We start from the raw sequence: 17,130 nt of genomic DNA, 5'->3' as shown, positions 1-17,130 counted from the left end.
CGAGCCTGCTCGCGATGAGGCCAGCCCAGCCAACACAAAACCTGCAGACAAAAAAACGCCCCGACAAGTCGGGGCGTTTTCACAAGCGGCTAAGGCTTAGCGCGGGAACGCTGGCGGGTTGACCCCGGCCATGTCTTCCATCACGCGAACCACCTGGCAGCTGTAACCGAATTCGTTGTCGTACCAGACGTACAGGACAACGCGGTTGTCTTGGCTGATGGTGGCTTCAGCATCCACGACACCGGCGTGGCGCGAGCCCACGAAGTCGGTGGAGACCACTTCTTGGGAATTGACGAAGTCGATCTGCTTATGCAGCTCGGAGTGCAGCGCCATGTAGCGCAGGTACTCGTTCATCTCTTCACGGGTGGCGGCTTTCTCAAGGTTCAGGTTGAGAATGGCCATCGACACGTTCGGCGTCGGCACGCGGATCGCATTGCCGGTCAGCTTGCCGGCCAGTTCAGGCAGGGCCTTGGCGGCGGCGGTGGCGGCACCGGTCTCGGTGATGACCATGTTCAGCGCGGCGCTGCGACCACGGCGGTCGCCCTTGTGGAAGTTATCGATCAGGTTCTGGTCGTTGGTGTACGAGTGAACCGTTTCAACGTGACCGTTGACGATGCCGAACTTGTCGTTCACAGCCTTGAGCACCGGCACGATGGCGTTGGTGGTGCAAGAGGCGGCGGAGACGATCTTGTCGTCAGCGGTGATGTCGCCGTGGTTGATGCCGTGGACGATGTTCTTCAGCTTGCCCTTGCCAGGCGCGGTCAGGACAACGCGGTCGATACCCGGGCAGGCCAGGTGCTGGCCCAGGCCATCGGCGTCACGCCATACGCCGGTGTTGTCCACCAGCAGTGCGTCCTTGATACCGTACTGGGTGTAGTCCACCTCGGTCGGGTTCTTCGCGTAGATCACCTGGATCAGGTTGCCGTTGGCGGTGATGGTGTTGTTTTCTTCGTCGATGGTGATGGTGCCGTTGAACGAACCATGGACCGAATCGCGACGCAGCAGGCTGGCACGCTTGGTCAGGTCGTTCTCGGCGCCCTTGCGCACCACGATGGCACGCAGGCGCAGGCCGTCGCCACCACCGGTTTTTTCGATCAGGATGCGCGCCAGCAGACGGCCGATACGACCGAAGCCGTACAGGACCACGTCGGTGCCTTTGCGAGCCGAAACGTTCTGCTGGCCAACCACATCAGCCAACTCTTCACGAACGAACTGCTCGGCGCTACGGCCGTTGCCTTCGTTGCGGAACTTGAACGCCAACTTGCCCAGATCCACCGAAGCCGCGCCGAGCTTGAGCTCGCTCATGGCTTTGAGCAGAGGGAATGTTTCGTGGACGGAGAGTTCGCTGTCGTCGGAAGAACGGTGGCGAGCAAAGCGGTGGGCTTTGAGGATCGCGATGACAGACTGGTTGATCAGGCTGCGGCCATAGATCGAGCTCACCACGTTGTTATTGCGGTAGAGCTGACCGATGAGAGGGATCATCGCTTCTGCGAGAGCTTCACGATCAATCCATTCACCAAGACACTGGTCGGGCTTCTGAGTCACGGTAACCTTCCACATGTAGGGGCTGAAAAAAGGGGCTACATTATGCCGCCGAGTCCTCGGCTGAGCAATGCGCGCCTGTCGCACCGTGGTTTTCCTGTCTGCCTGGGTAGTCTGCGACTGACAGCAGCCCCCTTCCCCCGCTACAATTGCCGACTTTGTCGCAACGCTGGAGCTCAACCTTCCGTGCCCGTTCTGCGTCTTCCGCTTCTCCCTGCCGCGGCAGGTAAACAGCACTGGGGCAACCTGCCCGGTGCCGCCCTGAGCCTGGCCATCGCCGAGGCTGCCAGCGCTGCAAAGCGTTTCACCCTGCTGCTGACCGCCGACAGCCAAAGCGCCGAGCGGCTGGAACAGGAGCTGAGTTTCTTCGCTCCGGATTTGCCGGTCTTGCATTTCCCGGACTGGGAAACCCTGCCCTACGATCTGTTTTCGCCACACCAGGACATCATTTCCCAGCGAATCGCCAGCCTTTATCGGCTGCCGGAGCTCAGTCATGGCGTTTTGGTAGTGCCGATCACCACGGCCCTACATCGCCTGGCACCGACCCAGTTCCTGCTCGGTAGCAGCCTGGTGCTGGACATCGGCCAGAAGCTCGATGTCGAGCAAATGCGCACCCGCCTCGAGGCCAGTGGCTACCGCTGCGTCGACACGGTGTACGAGCACGGCGAGTTCGCGGTACGCGGCGCCTTGATCGATCTGTTCCCGATGGGCAGCAAGCTGCCTTATCGCATCGACCTGTTCGATGACGAAATCGAGACCCTGCGCACCTTCGATCCGGAAAACCAGCGCTCCATCGACAAAGTGCAGTCGATCCGCCTGTTGCCGGCCAAGGAATTCCCGCTACAGAAGGAAGCCGTGACCCGCTTCAAGGCACGCTTTCGCGAGCGCTTCGATGTGGATTTCCGCCGCTGCCCGATTTTCCAGGACCTGAGCAGCGGGATTACTCCCGCCGGCATCGAGTACTACTTGCCACTGTTTTTCGAAGAAACCTCCACCCTGTTCGATTACCTGCCCCAGGACACCCAGGTGTTCTCCCTGCCGGGCATCGAGCAAGCAGCGGAAAACTTCTGGAACGACGTGCGCAACCGCTACGAAGAGCGTCGCGTCGATCCTTCCCGGCCTTTATTGCCGCCAGCCGAGCTGTTCCTGCCGGTGGAAGACTGTTTTGCCCGCCTCAAGAGCTGGCCGCGGGTGGTGGCGAGCCAGCAGGACGTGGAAACCGGCGTCGGTCGTGAACGCTTCCCGGCCAAAGCGTTGCCGGACCTGGCCATCGAAGCCAAGGCCACGCAGCCACTGGCAGCGCTGGCTGGCTTTCTCGACACATTCCCCGGTCGCGTATTGTTCACCGCCGAAACCGCGGGTCGTCGCGAAGTGCTGTTGGAGCTGCTTGAACGCCTGAAGCTGCGACCGAAGACGGTGGACAACTGGCCGGACTTCGTCGCCGGCAAGGATCGCCTGGCGATTACCATCGCCCCGCTGGACGAAGGACTGGTACTCGATGACCCCGCCCTCGCGCTGGTCGCCGAAAGCCCGTTGTTCGGCCAGCGCGTCATGCAACGTCGCCGTCGCGAGAAACGCGCCGACGCCGCCAACGACGCCGTCATCAAGAACCTCACAGAACTTCGCGAAGGTGCGCCCGTGGTGCACATCGACCACGGCGTGGGCCGCTACCTGGGCCTGGCGACCCTGGAGATCGACAATCAGGCCGCTGAATTCCTCACACTGGAATACGCCGAGGGCGCCAAGCTCTATGTGCCGGTGGCGAACCTGCACCTGATCGCCCGCTACACTGGCAGCGACGACGCCCTGGCCCCACTGCATCGCCTGGGCTCGGAAACCTGGCAGAAAGCCAAACGCAAGGCGGCCGAACAGGTGCGCGACGTGGCCGCCGAACTGCTGGACATCTACGCCCGGCGCGCAGCTCGTGAGGGCTATGCCTTCGCCGATCCGAAAGCCGACTACGAAACCTTCAGCGCCGGTTTCCCGTTCGAAGAAACCGTCGACCAGCAGACCACCATCGAAGCAGTGCGCGCCGACATGCTCGCGCCCAAGCCCATGGACCGGCTGGTGTGTGGCGACGTCGGCTTCGGCAAGACCGAAGTGGCGATGCGCGCCGCGTTCATCGCCGTGCACGGTGGCAAGCAGGTGGCGATCCTGGTGCCGACCACCCTGCTCGCCCAGCAGCACTACAACAGTTTCCGCGACCGCTTCGCCGACTGGCCGGTGACCGTGGAAGTCATGAGCCGTTTCAAATCCACCAAGGAAGTGAATGCCGCCGTGGCCGACCTGGCCGAAGGCAAGATCGACATCGTCATCGGCACGCACAAGCTGCTGCAGGACGACGTGAAGATCAAAAACCTGGGGCTGGTGATCATCGACGAGGAGCACCGCTTTGGTGTGCGCCAGAAAGAACAGCTCAAGGCCCTGCGCAGCGAAGTCGACATCCTGACCCTGACGGCCACGCCGATCCCACGCACATTGAACATGGCCGTGTCGGGCATGCGCGACCTGTCGATCATCGCCACGCCGCCGGCCCGGCGCCTGTCAGTGCGCACGTTCGTGATGGAGCAGAACAAAAGCACGGTCAAGGAAGCCTTGCTGCGTGAGCTGCTGCGTGGCGGCCAGGTCTATTACCTGCACAACGACGTGAAGACCATCGAGAAATGTGCCGCCGACCTGGCCGAGCTGGTGCCGGAAGCCCGTATCGGCATCGGCCACGGGCAGATGCGCGAACGCGAACTCGAGCAGGTGATGAGCGACTTCTACCACAAGCGCTTCAATGTGCTGATCGCCTCGACCATCATCGAGACCGGCATCGACGTGCCGAGCGCCAACACCATCATCATCGAGCGCGCCGATAAATTCGGCCTGGCCCAGTTGCACCAGCTGCGCGGCCGGGTCGGGCGTAGCCACCACCAGGCCTATGCCTACCTGTTGACCCCGCCACGCCAGCAGATCACCCCGGATGCGGAAAAGCGCCTGGAAGCCATCGCCAATACCCAGGACCTCGGCGCCGGTTTCGTGCTGGCCACCAACGACCTGGAAATCCGTGGCGCCGGCGAATTGCTCGGCGACGGCCAGAGCGGCCAGATCCAGGCCGTCGGTTTCACCCTGTACATGGAAATGCTCGAACGGGCGGTCAAGTCGATCCGCAAGGGCGAACAGCCGAACCTCGACCAACCCCTGGGCGGCGGGCCAGAAATCAACCTGCGGGTGCCGGCACTGATCCCGGAAGACTACCTGCCGGATGTCCACGCGCGGCTGATTCTCTACAAACGCATCGCCTCGGCCAGCGACGAGGAAGGCCTCAAGGACCTGCAAGTGGAGATGATCGACCGCTTCGGCCTGTTGCCGGAACCGACCAAGAACCTGGTGCGCACCACGCTGCTCAAGCTCAAGGCCGAACAGCTGGGCATCAAGAAAGTCGATGGCGGCCCCAACGGTGGCCGGATCGAGTTCGAGGCCCAGACGCCGGTCGACCCACTGGTGCTGATCAAGCTGATCCAGGGCCAACCCAAACGCTACAAGTTCGAAGGCGCCACGATGTTCAAGTTCATGGTGCCCATGGAACGCCCGGAAGAGCGTTTCAATACCGTAGAAGCGCTGTTCGAGCGCCTCACTCCGACCACTGCTTGAAGGACGCCACATGCGCCTGTTTCGCTCACTGACCTTGCTGTTGACCCTGGTCGCCCCCCTGGCGTTTGCCGACGACCTGTATCAGGTTGAAATGATTCTGGTGCGCCAGAACGCCGAGCCGGCGATCATCAGTCGCGCCGCACCGGAAGACTGGGACGCCGGCGCGCAACGCCTGGGTGCCGATAGCCAGCGTACACCGGCCCTGGGCAACATCGTCGAGAAACTCAACGCCAGCGGCCAATACACGGTATTGATGCACAAGGCCTGGCAACAGACCCTCGGTGAACAGGGCCGCAAAGTCGCCATCAGCGACGGAGCCGAGCAGTTCGGGCAATTCCCTATCGAGGGCACCCTGGAGCTGAAACTGGGTCGTTTCACCGACGTGGATGCCGATTTCTGGGTCAACCAGATCAACACCAATGGCCTGGTCACCGCCAGCGAGCGCCTCAAGCAACAGAGCCACACCAAGAATGGCCAACTGAACTTCCTCGACAACGGTCATCTCGGCCTGTTGATCAAGATCACCTCGCTGACCGCGCCCGCGCCACGGCAGGCACCTGAAGTCATTCCGGACTGATTGGCGCGCCTATGCCCTCGCCCCTGAGCAAACCCCTGGCACCTTCCTGGGTCAATCGATTCAAGGAACAGAGCCTGGAGCGCGGGCGCCGTTATGCGCTGGAAAACCGCGTCAGGATCGTCGAGGCCGGCGACAGCACCATCACCGCCAGTTGCGAAGGCTCTGGCGGCAACGTCTACCGTCAGACCATTCGCCTTAAAGAGTCAGCCAAGGGCGCGCTGATTCTGCTCGAAGCCGCTTGCTCCTGCCCGGTGCGTATCAACTGCAAGCATTGCGCGGCAGTGTTGCTGCAAGTCCAGGAAACCCTGGCCTACCCGGCCGCCGAAAAAGACGCGCAGTTGCTGGAGAAACTCCAGGCGGTGCTGGACAACCGCAGCCCCAAGGCCCCGCCGCAAGTGCTGGTGGATAACGTGCAGCCGGTACCGCGGCTGTGGCTGGCCAGCATCGAGTTCAGCGCCTTCGAGCCACGCAACGGCAAGATGCAACGCTACATCCAACACCGCGCGGCCCTGTCCTTCAGTTACCTGGACGAATACGTCAGCGGCCAGCGCAACACCGACGTGCTGATTCGCCAGGAAACCCAGACGCTGCGGATAAAACGCCACACCGATGTGGAGCAGTCCTACCGCGAACAGCTGCGAATCCTCGGTTTCAAGGTCGCGACCCGACAAAGCAAGGCCTTGCCGGAAAGCGCCGGGGAACTGTACGAGATGGTCAACGACAGCGCCTGGTTGACCTTCACCCTCAACGACCTGCCGAAACTCCGTAGCCAGGGCTGGGAATTGCAGATCGACGAGGACTTCGGCTTCGACCTGACGGCGGTGGACGAGTGGTACGCCACTGTCGAGGAAACGCCGGAGCGGGACTGGTTCGACCTGGAACTGGGGATCATCGTCAACGGTGAGCGCCTGAGCCTGTTGCCGATCCTGCTGAACCTGATGCGTTCGCACATCGAACTGTTCAACCCGGAACGCCTGGCCCGGCGCCGTGACGACGAACTGATCCTGGTCAACCTGCCCAACCGCCCGAACTCGGAGTTCGGCCCACAGCAAGTGGCGCTGCCCTACGGCCGGCTGAAACCGGTGCTGGCGACCCTGGGCGAGTTTTACCTGCAAGAACCCGGCACCACCAAACTGCGCCTCAACAGTGCGGACGCCTTGCGCCTGAACCCACTGCAGGACATGCCGCTGACCTGGGAAGGTGGCGAACACATTCGCGGCCTGGCCCAACGCCTGCGGGATATCAAGGATTACACCGCCACCGCGCCAGAAGGCCTGAACGCGACACTGCGGCCTTATCAGCTCGAAGGCTTGAGCTGGATGCAATCGCTGCGTCAGCTGGAAGTCGGCGGTATTCTCGCGGACGACATGGGTCTGGGCAAAACCCTACAGACTCTGGCGCACATTCTCAGCGAAAAGAACGCCGGACGCCTCGACCGACCGTGCATGGTGGTCATGCCCACCAGCCTGATTCCCAACTGGCTCGACGAAGCGTCCCACTTCACGCCGCAACTCAAGGTGCTGGCGCTTTATGGGGCCGGGCGCAAAAAACACTTCGACCGACTGGCCGACTACGACCTGATCCTGACCACCTATGCGCTGCTGCCCAAGGATGTCGAACGTCTCGCCGCGCAGCCATTGCACGTGCTGATTCTCGATGAAGCCCAGTACATCAAGAACCCCACCAGCAAAGCCGCCCAGGCCGCCCGCGAGCTCAACGCCCGCCAGCGGTTGTGCCTCTCCGGTACACCACTGGAGAATCACCTGGGCGAATTGTGGTCGCTGTTCCACTTCCTGCTGCCGGGGTGGCTTGGGGACGTCAAGAGCTTCAACCGTGATTACCGTGTGCCTATCGAAAAACGTGGCAGCGATGTCAGACTCCAGCACCTCAACGGTCGGATAAAACCTTTCCTGTTGCGCCGGACCAAGGAACAAGTGGCGACGGAACTGCCACCCAAGACCGAGATCATCCATTGGGTCGAACTCAGCGATGCCCAGCGGGACGTCTACGAAACCATGCGCCTGGCGATGGACAAGAAAGTCCGTGACGAGATCACCCGCAAAGGCGTGGCCCGCAGCCAGATCATCATTCTTGAAGCGCTGCTCAAGCTGCGCCAGGTGTGTTGCGATCTACGCCTGATCAACGACGCCGCCCTGCCTGCCCGAGGCAGCACCTCGGGCAAGCTCGACAGCCTGATGGAAATGCTCGAAGAGTTGTTTGAAGAAGGCCGTCGGGTGCTGCTGTTTTCTCAGTTCACGTCCATGTTGGCGCTGATCGAAGATGAGCTGAAAAAGCGCGGGGTCGATTACGCGATCCTGACGGGTCAAACCCGGGACCGACGCACGCCAGTCAAGGAATTCCAGAGCGGCAAGCGTCAGATCTTTCTGATCAGCCTGAAGGCCGGGGGTGTAGGCCTGAACCTGACCGAGGCCGACACGGTGATTCACTACGACCCGTGGTGGAACCCCGCCACCGAAAACCAGGCGACCGACCGTGCCTACCGTATCGGCCAGGAAAAACCAGTGTTCGTCTACAAGCTGATTGCCCGAGGCACGGTGGAAGAGAAAATCCAGCTGCTGCAAAAGGAAAAATCCGACCTCGCGGCCGGCGTGCTGGACGGACGCGTGGCCGGGGATTGGAAATTGCAGAGCGACGATATCGAAGCGTTGTTCGCGCCGCTGCCGGACAAACTGGAAAAGCGCTGATTCACAGCGCTCCCCCATTGCTCAGCGCTAGTCGATCAGTTGGGCAGCTCTCAACGCGCCCAGTGCCGCCAGCCAGCGCGGGTCTTGGCGATATTCCGTGGAAGCGTAGGCCTGGCCGCGCATGCGGGCGATCCGCGCCGAAGGCTTGACCTTCAGGCGTTGGGCGGCGCTCAAGGCCAGCTCCGCGGCAGCGCGGTCATTGCACACAAGGCCCATGTCGCAACCCGCCGTCAACGCTGCCTCGATACGACTGGCAGCATCGCCGACCACATGAGCTCCAGCCATCGACAGGTCATCACTGAAGATCACACCCTCGAATTGCAACTCCCCGCGCAGGATGTCCTGCAACCAGCGACGGGAAAATCCGGCTGGATTGGTGTCAACCTGAGGATAAATGACATGGGCAGGCATGACCGCCGCAAGCTGCTTGCTCAGCTTGGCGAACGGCACCAGGTCGTTGGCGCGAATCTGCTCGAGACTGCGCTCATCGTTGGGAATAGCCACGTGGGAATCGGCCTCGGCCCAGCCATGCCCCGGGAAGTGCTTGCCGGTGGCCGCCATCCCCGCGGCGCTCATGCCACGGATGAAGGCACCGGCCAGCAACGCCGCGCGCTCGGGGTCGCCTTCAAAGGAACGACTGCCGACGACGGCGCTGCGCTGGTAATCGAGGTCCAGCACCGGGGCAAAACTCAAGTCGAGACCGACCGCCAGCACTTCGGTGGCCATGATCCAGCCACACTGCTCGGCCAGGTATTCGGCATTCGGGTTGTCGGCTATCGCCCGCATCGCCGGTAACCGCACAAACCCCTGGCGCAGGCGCTGCACGCGACCACCCTCCTGATCGACCGCCAGCAAAAGGTCGGGACGGATGGCACGGATCGAGGCGCTCAATTCGCGCACCTGCCGTGGATGTTCGATGTTGCGCGCGAAAATAATCAGGCCACCCACTTCGGGCTGGCGCAACAGGTGGCGATCTTCGGCCGTCAGCCAGGTACCGGCGACATCCACCATCAACGAGCCTTGCAGGCCAGCAGTCATAGTATTTCCTTAATAACGATGAACCCCACAGGCACGACCGTGCCGCCGGGCTGCAGGGCCGGCAGGCAACGATTGTGGAATAAAATACAAAGCAGGTTCGAAACGAGAGTCGGCATGGGCGGCTAGCTTAGCGGATGTAGGCTGTCGCGCCCACCCGTCAAGCCTTGGCCAACACCGGGGCCGGGGCCGATTTGCTACGAGGGCGTAATTGTGCGGCAGCCATGGCCTCATCGGTGACACCGCTTTCGGCACGCATGCCGGCCGCCAGGAACGGCACCATCAGGCGCATCACCTGCTCGATCGACGTGTTCACGCCAAAATCGGTTTCAGCGATGGCCCGCAATGCCTTGATACCGGACATGCTGAACGCTGCAGCACCGAGCATGAAGTGCACCCGCCAGAACAACTCGATCGGCGGAATGCGCGGCGCGGCCTCATTGACCAGCAGCATGTAGCGGCGGAACACCTTGCCGTACATGTCTTCCAGATAACGCCGCAAGTGGCCCTGGCTCTGGCTGAACGCCAAGCCTAGCAAACGCATGAAAATGGAAAGATCGTTACCACTGCGTGGCTGCACGGCAAGCGCTTGCTCGACCAGCATTTCCAGCAGTTCTTCCAGGGTCGGCTTGACGTCAGGCTTGGCCTGGCGCCGCTCCAGCTCGCGATCGAGGCTGAGGCAGAAAGGCCCGAGGAAACGCGAGAAAACCGCCTGGATAAGGGCTTTTTTCGAACCGAAGTGATAGTTCACCGCTGCCAGGTTCACCCCGGCCTTGCTGGTGATCAGACGCAACGAGGTTTCAGCGAAACCTTTTTCCGCGAACAACTGCTCGGCAGCATCGAGAATGCGTTCAACGGTTTCCGACTGGGCCATGGTTACTCCGCCTGACAAACACTTGTTTGAAACATACGTTTCAGACCATGGGTTGTCAAGCCTGCCGGGGCGTTTTGCGAACGCCCGGTCACGTATTTAACCACACCTTTTCACGGGTGGTAGCCATGTCGCGTCCAACAGTCCGACCGACCGTCCAGCGGCCTGTGAAAAAAGGAGGATTGCCAAGCGGCGTCCACTGTATATAATCCCAGTCACTGTATAAAAAGACAGAGCGATCAATATGCTAAAGCTGACGCCACGCCAAGCAGAGATTCTGGCCTTCATCAAACGCTGCCTCGAAGACAACGGCTACCCGCCAACCCGTGCGGAAATCGCCCAGGAACTGGGTTTCAAGTCGCCCAACGCGGCTGAAGAACACCTCAAGGCGCTGGCGCGCAAGGGTGCGATCGAAATGACCCCGGGCGCATCCCGTGGCATTCGCATCCCCGGCTTCGAAGCCAAGGCCGACGAAACCACCTTGCCAATCATCGGCCGGGTGGCGGCAGGCGCACCGATCCTTGCCCAACAGCATGTCGAGGAATCCTGCAACATCAATCCTTCGTTCTTCCATCCTCGGGCCGATTACCTGCTTCGTGTACACGGCATGAGCATGAAGGACATCGGCATCTTCGACGGTGACCTCCTGGCCGTCCACACCACCCGCGAAGCCCGCAATGGCCAGATCGTAGTGGCGCGAATTGGCGACGAAGTGACCGTCAAGCGCTTCAAGCGCGACGGCAGCAAGGTCTGGCTCATCGCCGAGAACCCTGAGTTCGCGCCCATCGAAGTGAACCTGAAAGATCAGGATCTGGTCATCGAAGGCTTGAGTGTCGGCGTCATTCGCCGCTAAAGGAGGCTTTATGCAGTTCCCTCACACACCACAACACACACAACTTCCGCTGTTCGAGGCATTCATGGCTCAACCGCTGGTTCCAGTCCTGAAAGAGGTCATCGAGTCGCCGTGGAGCGTCGAGCCCGAGGCTTTCAGCGAACTGTCGTTACGTGGTGCGGCTGGAAACTGCCTGAACCTGTTGGCGCCGATTCTGCGGGAACTCAGCCAGGACCAGGACGCTCGCTGGTTGACGCTAATCGCGCCGCCGGCCAGCGTTACCCAGGCCTGGCTGCGGGATGCCGGCCTGAACCGTGAACGCATTCTACTGTTGCAGCCGCGAGGCGCCCAAAGCGCCCAACAGTTGACCTGCGAAGCATTGCGCCTGGGCCGTAGCCACACCGTGGTCAGTTGGCTCAATCCACTGACCACGACCGCACGGCAACAGTTGATCAGCGCCGCCCGTATTGGGGACGCACAAAGTCTGAATATTCGATTGGGTTAAAACAAACGCGGGGCTTCTCCAAGACAGAGAAGCCGGCCAGTCATACTATTCAAAAAAGCCGACAGGCGGGATCAATGAAGAACCCGCGGCCCCTCTTCCTTGTTGAATTCGCCTTCAACCAGGCGACCTGCCATCTGGACGCCCACGCTCAGCATCGCCTTGGCGACTTCGACGTGTTGCCCCTGGAGGAATACCTTGGCATCTTCGGAGAAGTTCAGGGTAACCAGAGACCCCTCGTCCTCAGCCCTGCGCAGTTCGATGCGGCCATCAGGAAGTTCGACAATTTCTAGAAAGGACGTTGGCATAAAAGTCTGTTCTCCACGAAAGGCGAGGATTATATAGTCATCGGCCAGGCTCCGCTCGGGATCTTGACCAAGCGTCATCAACGAGCGTAACGGGCCGTGGGGAAACTCAGCACTCGTTCAACCCTTCACGAAAGCGTATCGCCAGGCTCTTGAGGTTCTGGCGCCAGCTCTCCAGCTCCTCCCGGCTCAACTCCTGCTCAGGTTCTTGCTCATCCAGATTGACCGCCACGATCAACGGCTGGGTCACGTCCCCCTTGGGCTTGCGCGGGGCTCGGGGCGGCTCGAACAGCGCCGCATGGGCCGCCAATAGCTTCGCCAGCCAGGTTTCCGGATTGTGCGCCAGCTCGACCATTTCGGCCAATTCCGGAATAGCGATGGTTTCCAGCACCTCGCGGGTCAACAACAACTCGGCCCGCGACGCGTTCGCTTGCGGCAGGCGATAGAAACCGGCGATTTCATGGCACAACCCCAACAGCGCACCGTAAAGGTGAAACAGCGCGGATTCGCGTCCTGCCTGGAGCAACGCCGGGGAATTCATCGCACGCCCATCCTCGGCCCTGGTGAGCGCTTCAAGCGACAGACCGGCGAAATAAATTTTCTGATTGGTGCGGGTATAGAGTTCGTGGGCCATGGTGGCGTCTCCCCAACGAAATGAAAGCTTCAAGCAAGTGGGACAGTGTCGTGGATCAACCGAGGCCACTGCAAGCCAAAAACAAGAAGGCCGCATGAAAACCTACGGGTTGTCATGCGGCCTTTTGCTCAGTTCAGGCTATAGGGACGGCTACGTCGCCCAGCGAGAGCAAGCTGCCTCGCCACGGGGAGCCCCCTAACTCAGGCAAGCGCCAGCGATCAGCGCTTGTCTTCAACCGTCCACTTACCGCCGTCGTAGTAGGCTTTCCAACCGGTCGGCTTGCCGTCGACTTCAGTCTGCACATACTGTTCCTTGGTCTTGCGGCTGTAGCGAATGACCGCTGGACGCCCTTCCGGATCCTTCTGCGGCGCGTCACAAAGAAAATGGTACTTCGGATCGATCTCGTCCTTGTGCGGCACGATCTCCATTACCAACGGTGCACGGGTCTCACGGTTTTTCGGGAACTGGCTGGCCGCCAGGAACAGGCCGGAGGCGCCGTCGCGCAGGATGTAGGTGTCATTGACCTTCTCGCACTTGAGTTCAGGCATCTTCACCGGGTCCATCTTCGGCGGCGCCGCGTCACCGCTCTTGAGCAGTTTGCGGGTGTTCTTGCAGGTCGGATTGGTGCACCCGAAGAACTTGCCGAAACGACCGGTCTTGAGCTGCATCTCACTGCCACACTTGTCGCATTCCAGACTCGGACCTTCGTAGCCCTTGATGCGATAGGTGCCCTCTTCAATCTCGTAGCCGGCACAGTCCGGGTTGTTACCGCAGATGTGCAGCTTGCGCTTTTCATCCAGCAAGTAGGCATCCATTGCCGTACTGCAGATCGGGCAGCGATGCTTGCCGCGCAGCACCAGGGATTCCGACTCGCCCTCGTCGTCCGCGGCGATTTCGTCGCCCGGTACCAGGTTGACCGTCGCCTTGCAGCGCTCCTTGGGTGGCAGGCTGTAGCCCGAGCAACCGAGGAAGACACCTGTCGATGCCGTGCGAATTTGCATCGGACGCCCGCAGGTCAGGCACGGAATGTCGGTCATGACCGGCTGATTGGCCCGCATGCCATTATCGGCGCTTTCAGCCACTTCGAGTTTTTTCTTGAAGTCGCCGTAGAACTCGTCGAGGACGTTTTTCCAGTCCCGCTCGCCCTGGGCCACATCGTCGAGGTTCTCTTCCATGCCGGCGGTGAAACCGTAGTCCATCAGGTTCGAGAAGCTCTCGGACAAACGTTCGGTAACAATGTCGCCCATCTTTTCCGAATAGAAACGACGGTTGTGCAGCGCTACATAGCCGCGATCCTGGATGGTGGAAATGATCGCCGCGTAGGTCGAAGGACGACCGATGCCGCGTTTTTCCATTTCCTTGACCAGGCTGGCTTCCGAATAACGAGCCGGTGGCTTGGTGAAGTGCTGGGTCGGATCAAGCTTGATCAGCTTCATCACGTCACCCTGGGCCATGTCCGGCAGGACGTCGTCATCCCCGGGCTTGGTGATTTGCGGCATGACGCGGGTGTAGCCGTCGAACTTCAAGATGCGGCCCTTGGCGCGCAGCTCGAAGTCGCCAGCACCGACGCTGACGGTAGTCGACAGGTATTGCGCCGGCAGCATCTGGCAGGCCAGGAATTGGCGCCAGATCAACTCGTAGAGACGCTCGGCGTCGCGCTCCATGCCCGACAGCTTGCTTGGCTCGGTATTGGCATCGGACGGACGAATCGCTTCGTGAGCCTCTTGTGCGCCTTCCTTGCTGCTGTAGACGTTCGGCGTGTCCGGCAGGTATTTCTTGCCGAACTCGCTTTCTATATAAGTGCGCGCCATCGCCACGGCATCGGCCGAGAGGTTGGTCGAGTCGGTACGCATATAAGTGATGTAGCCGGCTTCATATAGACGCTGGGCCATCATCATGGTTTTCTTCACGCCAAAACCCAGGCGGTTGCTCGCAGCCTGTTGCAGCGTGGAAGTGATGAACGGCGCCGACGGTTTGCTGCTGGTCGGCTTGTCCTCGCGCTTGACGATGCTGTAGCTGGAAGCCTTGAGCTTCTCCAGCGCAGCCATGGCCTGGGCTTCGTTGAGCGGCTTGAAGGCCTCACCCTTCTCGCGGGCCACCTCGAAACGCACGGTAGCGCCCTTGGCAGTGCCAAGGTCGGCGTGGACTTCCCAGTATTCTTCAGGGATAAACGCGCGGATCTCCCGCTCGCGCTCCACCACCAGCTTCACCGCGACCGACTGCACACGACCGGCAGACAGCCCGCGGGCGATCTTGGCCCACAACAGTGGCGAGACCATGTAGCCCACCACGCGATCGAGGAAACGACGCGCCTGCTGGGCGTTGACCCGATCGATATCCAGCTCGCCCGGCTGAGAGAAGGCTTCCTGGATGGCTTTCTTGGTGATTTCGTTGAACACCACGCGCTTGTAGCGGCTGTCGTCCCCACCGATGGCTTCGCGCAGGTGCCAGGCAATGGCTTCCCCTTCGCGGTCCAAGTCCGTTGCGAGATAGATGGTGTCAGCATCCTTGGCGAGCCGACGCAGCTCTTCGATGACCTTTTCCTTGCCTGGGAGGATCTCGTACTTGGCTTTCCAGCCATGTTCCGGATCGACCCCCATGCGTGAGACCAGCTGCTTGCGCGCCTTGTCTTTCGGCGACAGCGCCGGCGCTTCACCGGCAGCAGCCTTGCCGCGCTTGGCGGCTGGCTCCTTGCTGGCGCTAGCCGAACCGCTGGTGGGCAGGTCTCGGATATGGCCGATACTCGACTTCACCACGTATTGGTTGCCCAGATACTTGTTGATGGTCTTGGCCTTAGCCGGGGATTCCACAATGACCAGCGATTTGCCCATGGATCAGAAAATTCCTGAATTCTAAAAAGTGAAAGGCGGTTGGCGCCTGACGCGGCACCGCTATATATAGTGGCTGCAAGGTGAGGTCAAGCGCAGGGTTGCCCGCATACCGGCCTCAAGGCTTGGAAAAAATGCTCTCCTCGGCCTGCACCAAAGCAAAGCGTGGCACCTGTTCGCCGTCAACCTCGACGGACTCCTGGAACATGCTCAAGGGACGTACCCAAAAGCCGTAATCGCCATACAGGGCTTGATAGAAGACCACTTCTTCCTCGGTCTCGGAATGCCGCGCAATGCTGAATACGCGGTACTGCGGACCTTTATAATGTTGGTAGAGCCCAGGTTGTATCGGCATGCTTTGGCCCTCACTGAAATCTTTTCAAAATAAAAACAAAAATCTTTTTTACTAAACCCGGAAAAACAAAAACCGGGGCACTTGGCCCCGGCTTCCATCGACGCAACGCTTAGACGCGTTCGAAGACAGTGGCGATGCCCTGGCCGAGGCCAATGCACATGGTGGACACACCAAAGGTGCCGCCATTCTGCTTCATGACGTTGAGCAGCGTGCCGGAGATACGCGCACCGGAGCAACCGAACGGGTGACCCAGGGCGATCGCGCCGCCGTGCAGGTTAACCTTCTCGTTCATCTTGTCGAGCACTTTCAAATCTTTCAGCACTGGCAGGGCCTGTGCGGCGAAAGCTTCGTTGAGCTCGAAGAAGTCGATATCAGCAATACCCAGGCCTGCACGCTTCAAGGCTTTCTGCGTGGCCGGTACTGGACCATAGCCCATGATCGCCGGATCCACACCCGCCACGGCCATCGAACGAATCACCGCCATCGGCTGGATACCCAGGTCCTGGGCGCGCTGGGCCGACATCACGATCATGCACGAGGCACCGTCGGTGATCTGCGACGAAGTACCGGCTGTCACGGTGCCGCCCTTTGGATTGAATGCCGGCTTGAGGGCCGCCAGGCTTTCCAGGGTGGTTTCCGGACGAATGGTTTCGTCGTAGTCGAACAGTTTCAGGAAACCGTTCTCGTCGTAGCCCTGCATCGGGATGATCTCATCCTTGAACTTGCCTTCCACGGTCGCCTTGTGGGCGAGCTGGTGGGAGCGCACGCCAAAGGCGTCCTGCTGCTCGCGGGTGATGCCGTGCATCTTGCCAAGCATTTCCGCGGTCAGGCCCATCATGCCCGAAGCTTTTGCCGCGTACAGCGACATGTGTGGGTTCGGGTCGACACCATGCATCATGCTCACGTGGCCCATGTGCTCGACCCCGCCGACGACGAACACGTCACCGTTGCCAGTCATGATCGCCTGGGCGGCGGTGTGCAACGCACTCATGGACGAACCGCACAGGCGGCTGACAGTCTGGCCGGCCGCCGTGTGAGGGATCTGGGTCATCAGCGAGGCCATGCGGGCGATGTTCCAGCCCTGCTCCAGGGTCTGGTTCACACAGCCCCAGATCACGTCTTCGACTTCGTTGGGGTCGACCTTGACGTTGCGCTCCAGCAGCTTGCTGATCAGGTGCGCCGACATGTCTTCGGCGCGGGTGTTGCGGTGCATGCCGCCCTTGGAGCGGCCCATCGGCGTACGACCGAAGTCGACAATCACGACGTCTCTAGGATTCAAGCTCATAAATGTTCTCTCGCTCTAGTCGT

General features: G+C 60.8%; 13 protein-coding genes. 5 read left to right on the top strand and 8 right to left on the bottom strand.

Annotated features, from left to right (window positions below; translation table 11 throughout):
- Positions 1-96: 96 nt before the first annotated feature.
- Positions 97-1,560, bottom strand: a complete 1,464-nt coding sequence (locus DTP52_RS01885; RefSeq protein ID WP_109751586.1) for a glyceraldehyde-3-phosphate dehydrogenase — start codon at positions 1,558-1,560, stop codon at positions 97-99.
- Between the two features lie 168 nt (positions 1,561-1,728).
- On the opposite strand from DTP52_RS01885, the gene mfd reads away from it, so the two are divergent.
- The 3 genes from mfd to DTP52_RS01870 are packed head-to-tail and all read left to right on the top strand — an operon-like array spanning position 1,729 to position 8,460.
- On the top strand, positions 1,729-5,178 hold the full coding sequence (gene mfd / locus DTP52_RS01880) for a transcription-repair coupling factor (protein ID WP_109751585.1): 3,450 nt from the start codon (positions 1,729-1,731) through the stop codon (positions 5,176-5,178).
- A 10-nt stretch (positions 5,179-5,188) separates the two neighbouring features.
- Positions 5,189-5,755 carry a CsiV family protein gene (locus DTP52_RS01875; protein WP_109751584.1) on the top strand — a complete coding sequence of 189 codons (567 nt, stop codon included), beginning with the start codon at positions 5,189-5,191 and terminating at the stop codon, positions 5,753-5,755.
- An 11-nt stretch (positions 5,756-5,766) separates the two neighbouring features.
- A complete protein-coding gene (locus DTP52_RS01870; RefSeq protein ID WP_109751583.1) occupies positions 5,767-8,460 on the top strand; it encodes a DEAD/DEAH box helicase in 2,694 nt (897 codons plus the stop codon).
- 27 nt (positions 8,461-8,487) lie between these two features.
- Here the strand turns inward: DTP52_RS01870 and nagZ are convergent, their stop codons facing one another.
- A complete protein-coding gene (gene nagZ, locus DTP52_RS01865; protein WP_178082457.1) occupies positions 8,488-9,486 on the bottom strand; it encodes a beta-N-acetylhexosaminidase in 999 nt (332 codons plus the stop codon).
- Positions 9,487-9,655: 169 nt separating this feature from the next.
- Positions 9,656-10,369 (bottom strand): TetR/AcrR family transcriptional regulator, encoded by a 714-nt coding sequence (locus tag DTP52_RS01860; protein WP_109751581.1) that lies wholly within the window; start codon positions 10,367-10,369, stop codon positions 9,656-9,658.
- Between the two features lie 241 nt (positions 10,370-10,610).
- On the opposite strand from DTP52_RS01860, the gene lexA reads away from it, so the two are divergent.
- Together lexA and sulA are read left to right on the top strand one after the other, a co-directional pair.
- Complete coding sequence (gene lexA, locus DTP52_RS01855; protein WP_003199651.1) at positions 10,611-11,219, top strand: transcriptional repressor LexA; 609 nt, start codon at positions 10,611-10,613, stop codon at positions 11,217-11,219.
- Positions 11,220-11,229: 10 nt separating this feature from the next.
- Positions 11,230-11,703: an SOS-induced cell division inhibitor SulA gene (gene sulA / locus DTP52_RS01850; protein WP_109751580.1), complete on the top strand. Its 474-nt coding sequence runs from the start codon at positions 11,230-11,232 to the stop codon at positions 11,701-11,703.
- A gap of 71 nt (positions 11,704-11,774) precedes the next feature.
- On the opposite strand, the gene DTP52_RS01845 is transcribed toward sulA, so the two are convergent.
- From DTP52_RS01845 to fadA, 5 genes are all read right to left on the bottom strand, one after another.
- On the bottom strand, positions 11,775-12,008 hold the full coding sequence (locus DTP52_RS01845; protein WP_003183419.1) for a hypothetical protein: 234 nt from the start codon (positions 12,006-12,008) through the stop codon (positions 11,775-11,777).
- A gap of 106 nt (positions 12,009-12,114) precedes the next feature.
- Positions 12,115-12,639 carry a DUF6586 family protein gene (locus DTP52_RS01840; protein ID WP_109751579.1) on the bottom strand — a complete coding sequence of 175 codons (525 nt, stop codon included), beginning with the start codon at positions 12,637-12,639 and terminating at the stop codon, positions 12,115-12,117.
- A 218-nt stretch (positions 12,640-12,857) separates the two neighbouring features.
- Positions 12,858-15,470 carry a type I DNA topoisomerase gene (gene topA, locus DTP52_RS01835; RefSeq protein WP_109751578.1) on the bottom strand — a complete coding sequence of 871 codons (2,613 nt, stop codon included), beginning with the start codon at positions 15,468-15,470 and terminating at the stop codon, positions 12,858-12,860.
- 115 nt (positions 15,471-15,585) lie between these two features.
- Positions 15,586-15,822, bottom strand: coding sequence for a DUF1653 domain-containing protein (locus tag DTP52_RS01830; protein ID WP_025212748.1), 237 nt, complete (start codon positions 15,820-15,822; stop codon positions 15,586-15,588).
- Positions 15,823-15,931: 109 nt separating this feature from the next.
- Positions 15,932-17,107, bottom strand: coding sequence for an acetyl-CoA C-acyltransferase FadA (fadA, locus tag DTP52_RS01825; RefSeq protein WP_024618393.1), 1,176 nt, complete (start codon positions 17,105-17,107; stop codon positions 15,932-15,934).
- Between the last annotated feature and the right edge of the window lie 23 nt (positions 17,108-17,130).

Origin of the sequence: Pseudomonas sp. 43mfcvi1.1 (genome assembly GCF_900115935.1) — a bacterium.
GTDB lineage: Bacteria > Pseudomonadota > Gammaproteobacteria > Pseudomonadales > Pseudomonadaceae > Aquipseudomonas > Aquipseudomonas bijieensis.
The sequence above is the reverse complement of the archived record's forward strand: the minus strand, read 5'-3'. Positions and strand labels throughout refer to the sequence as shown.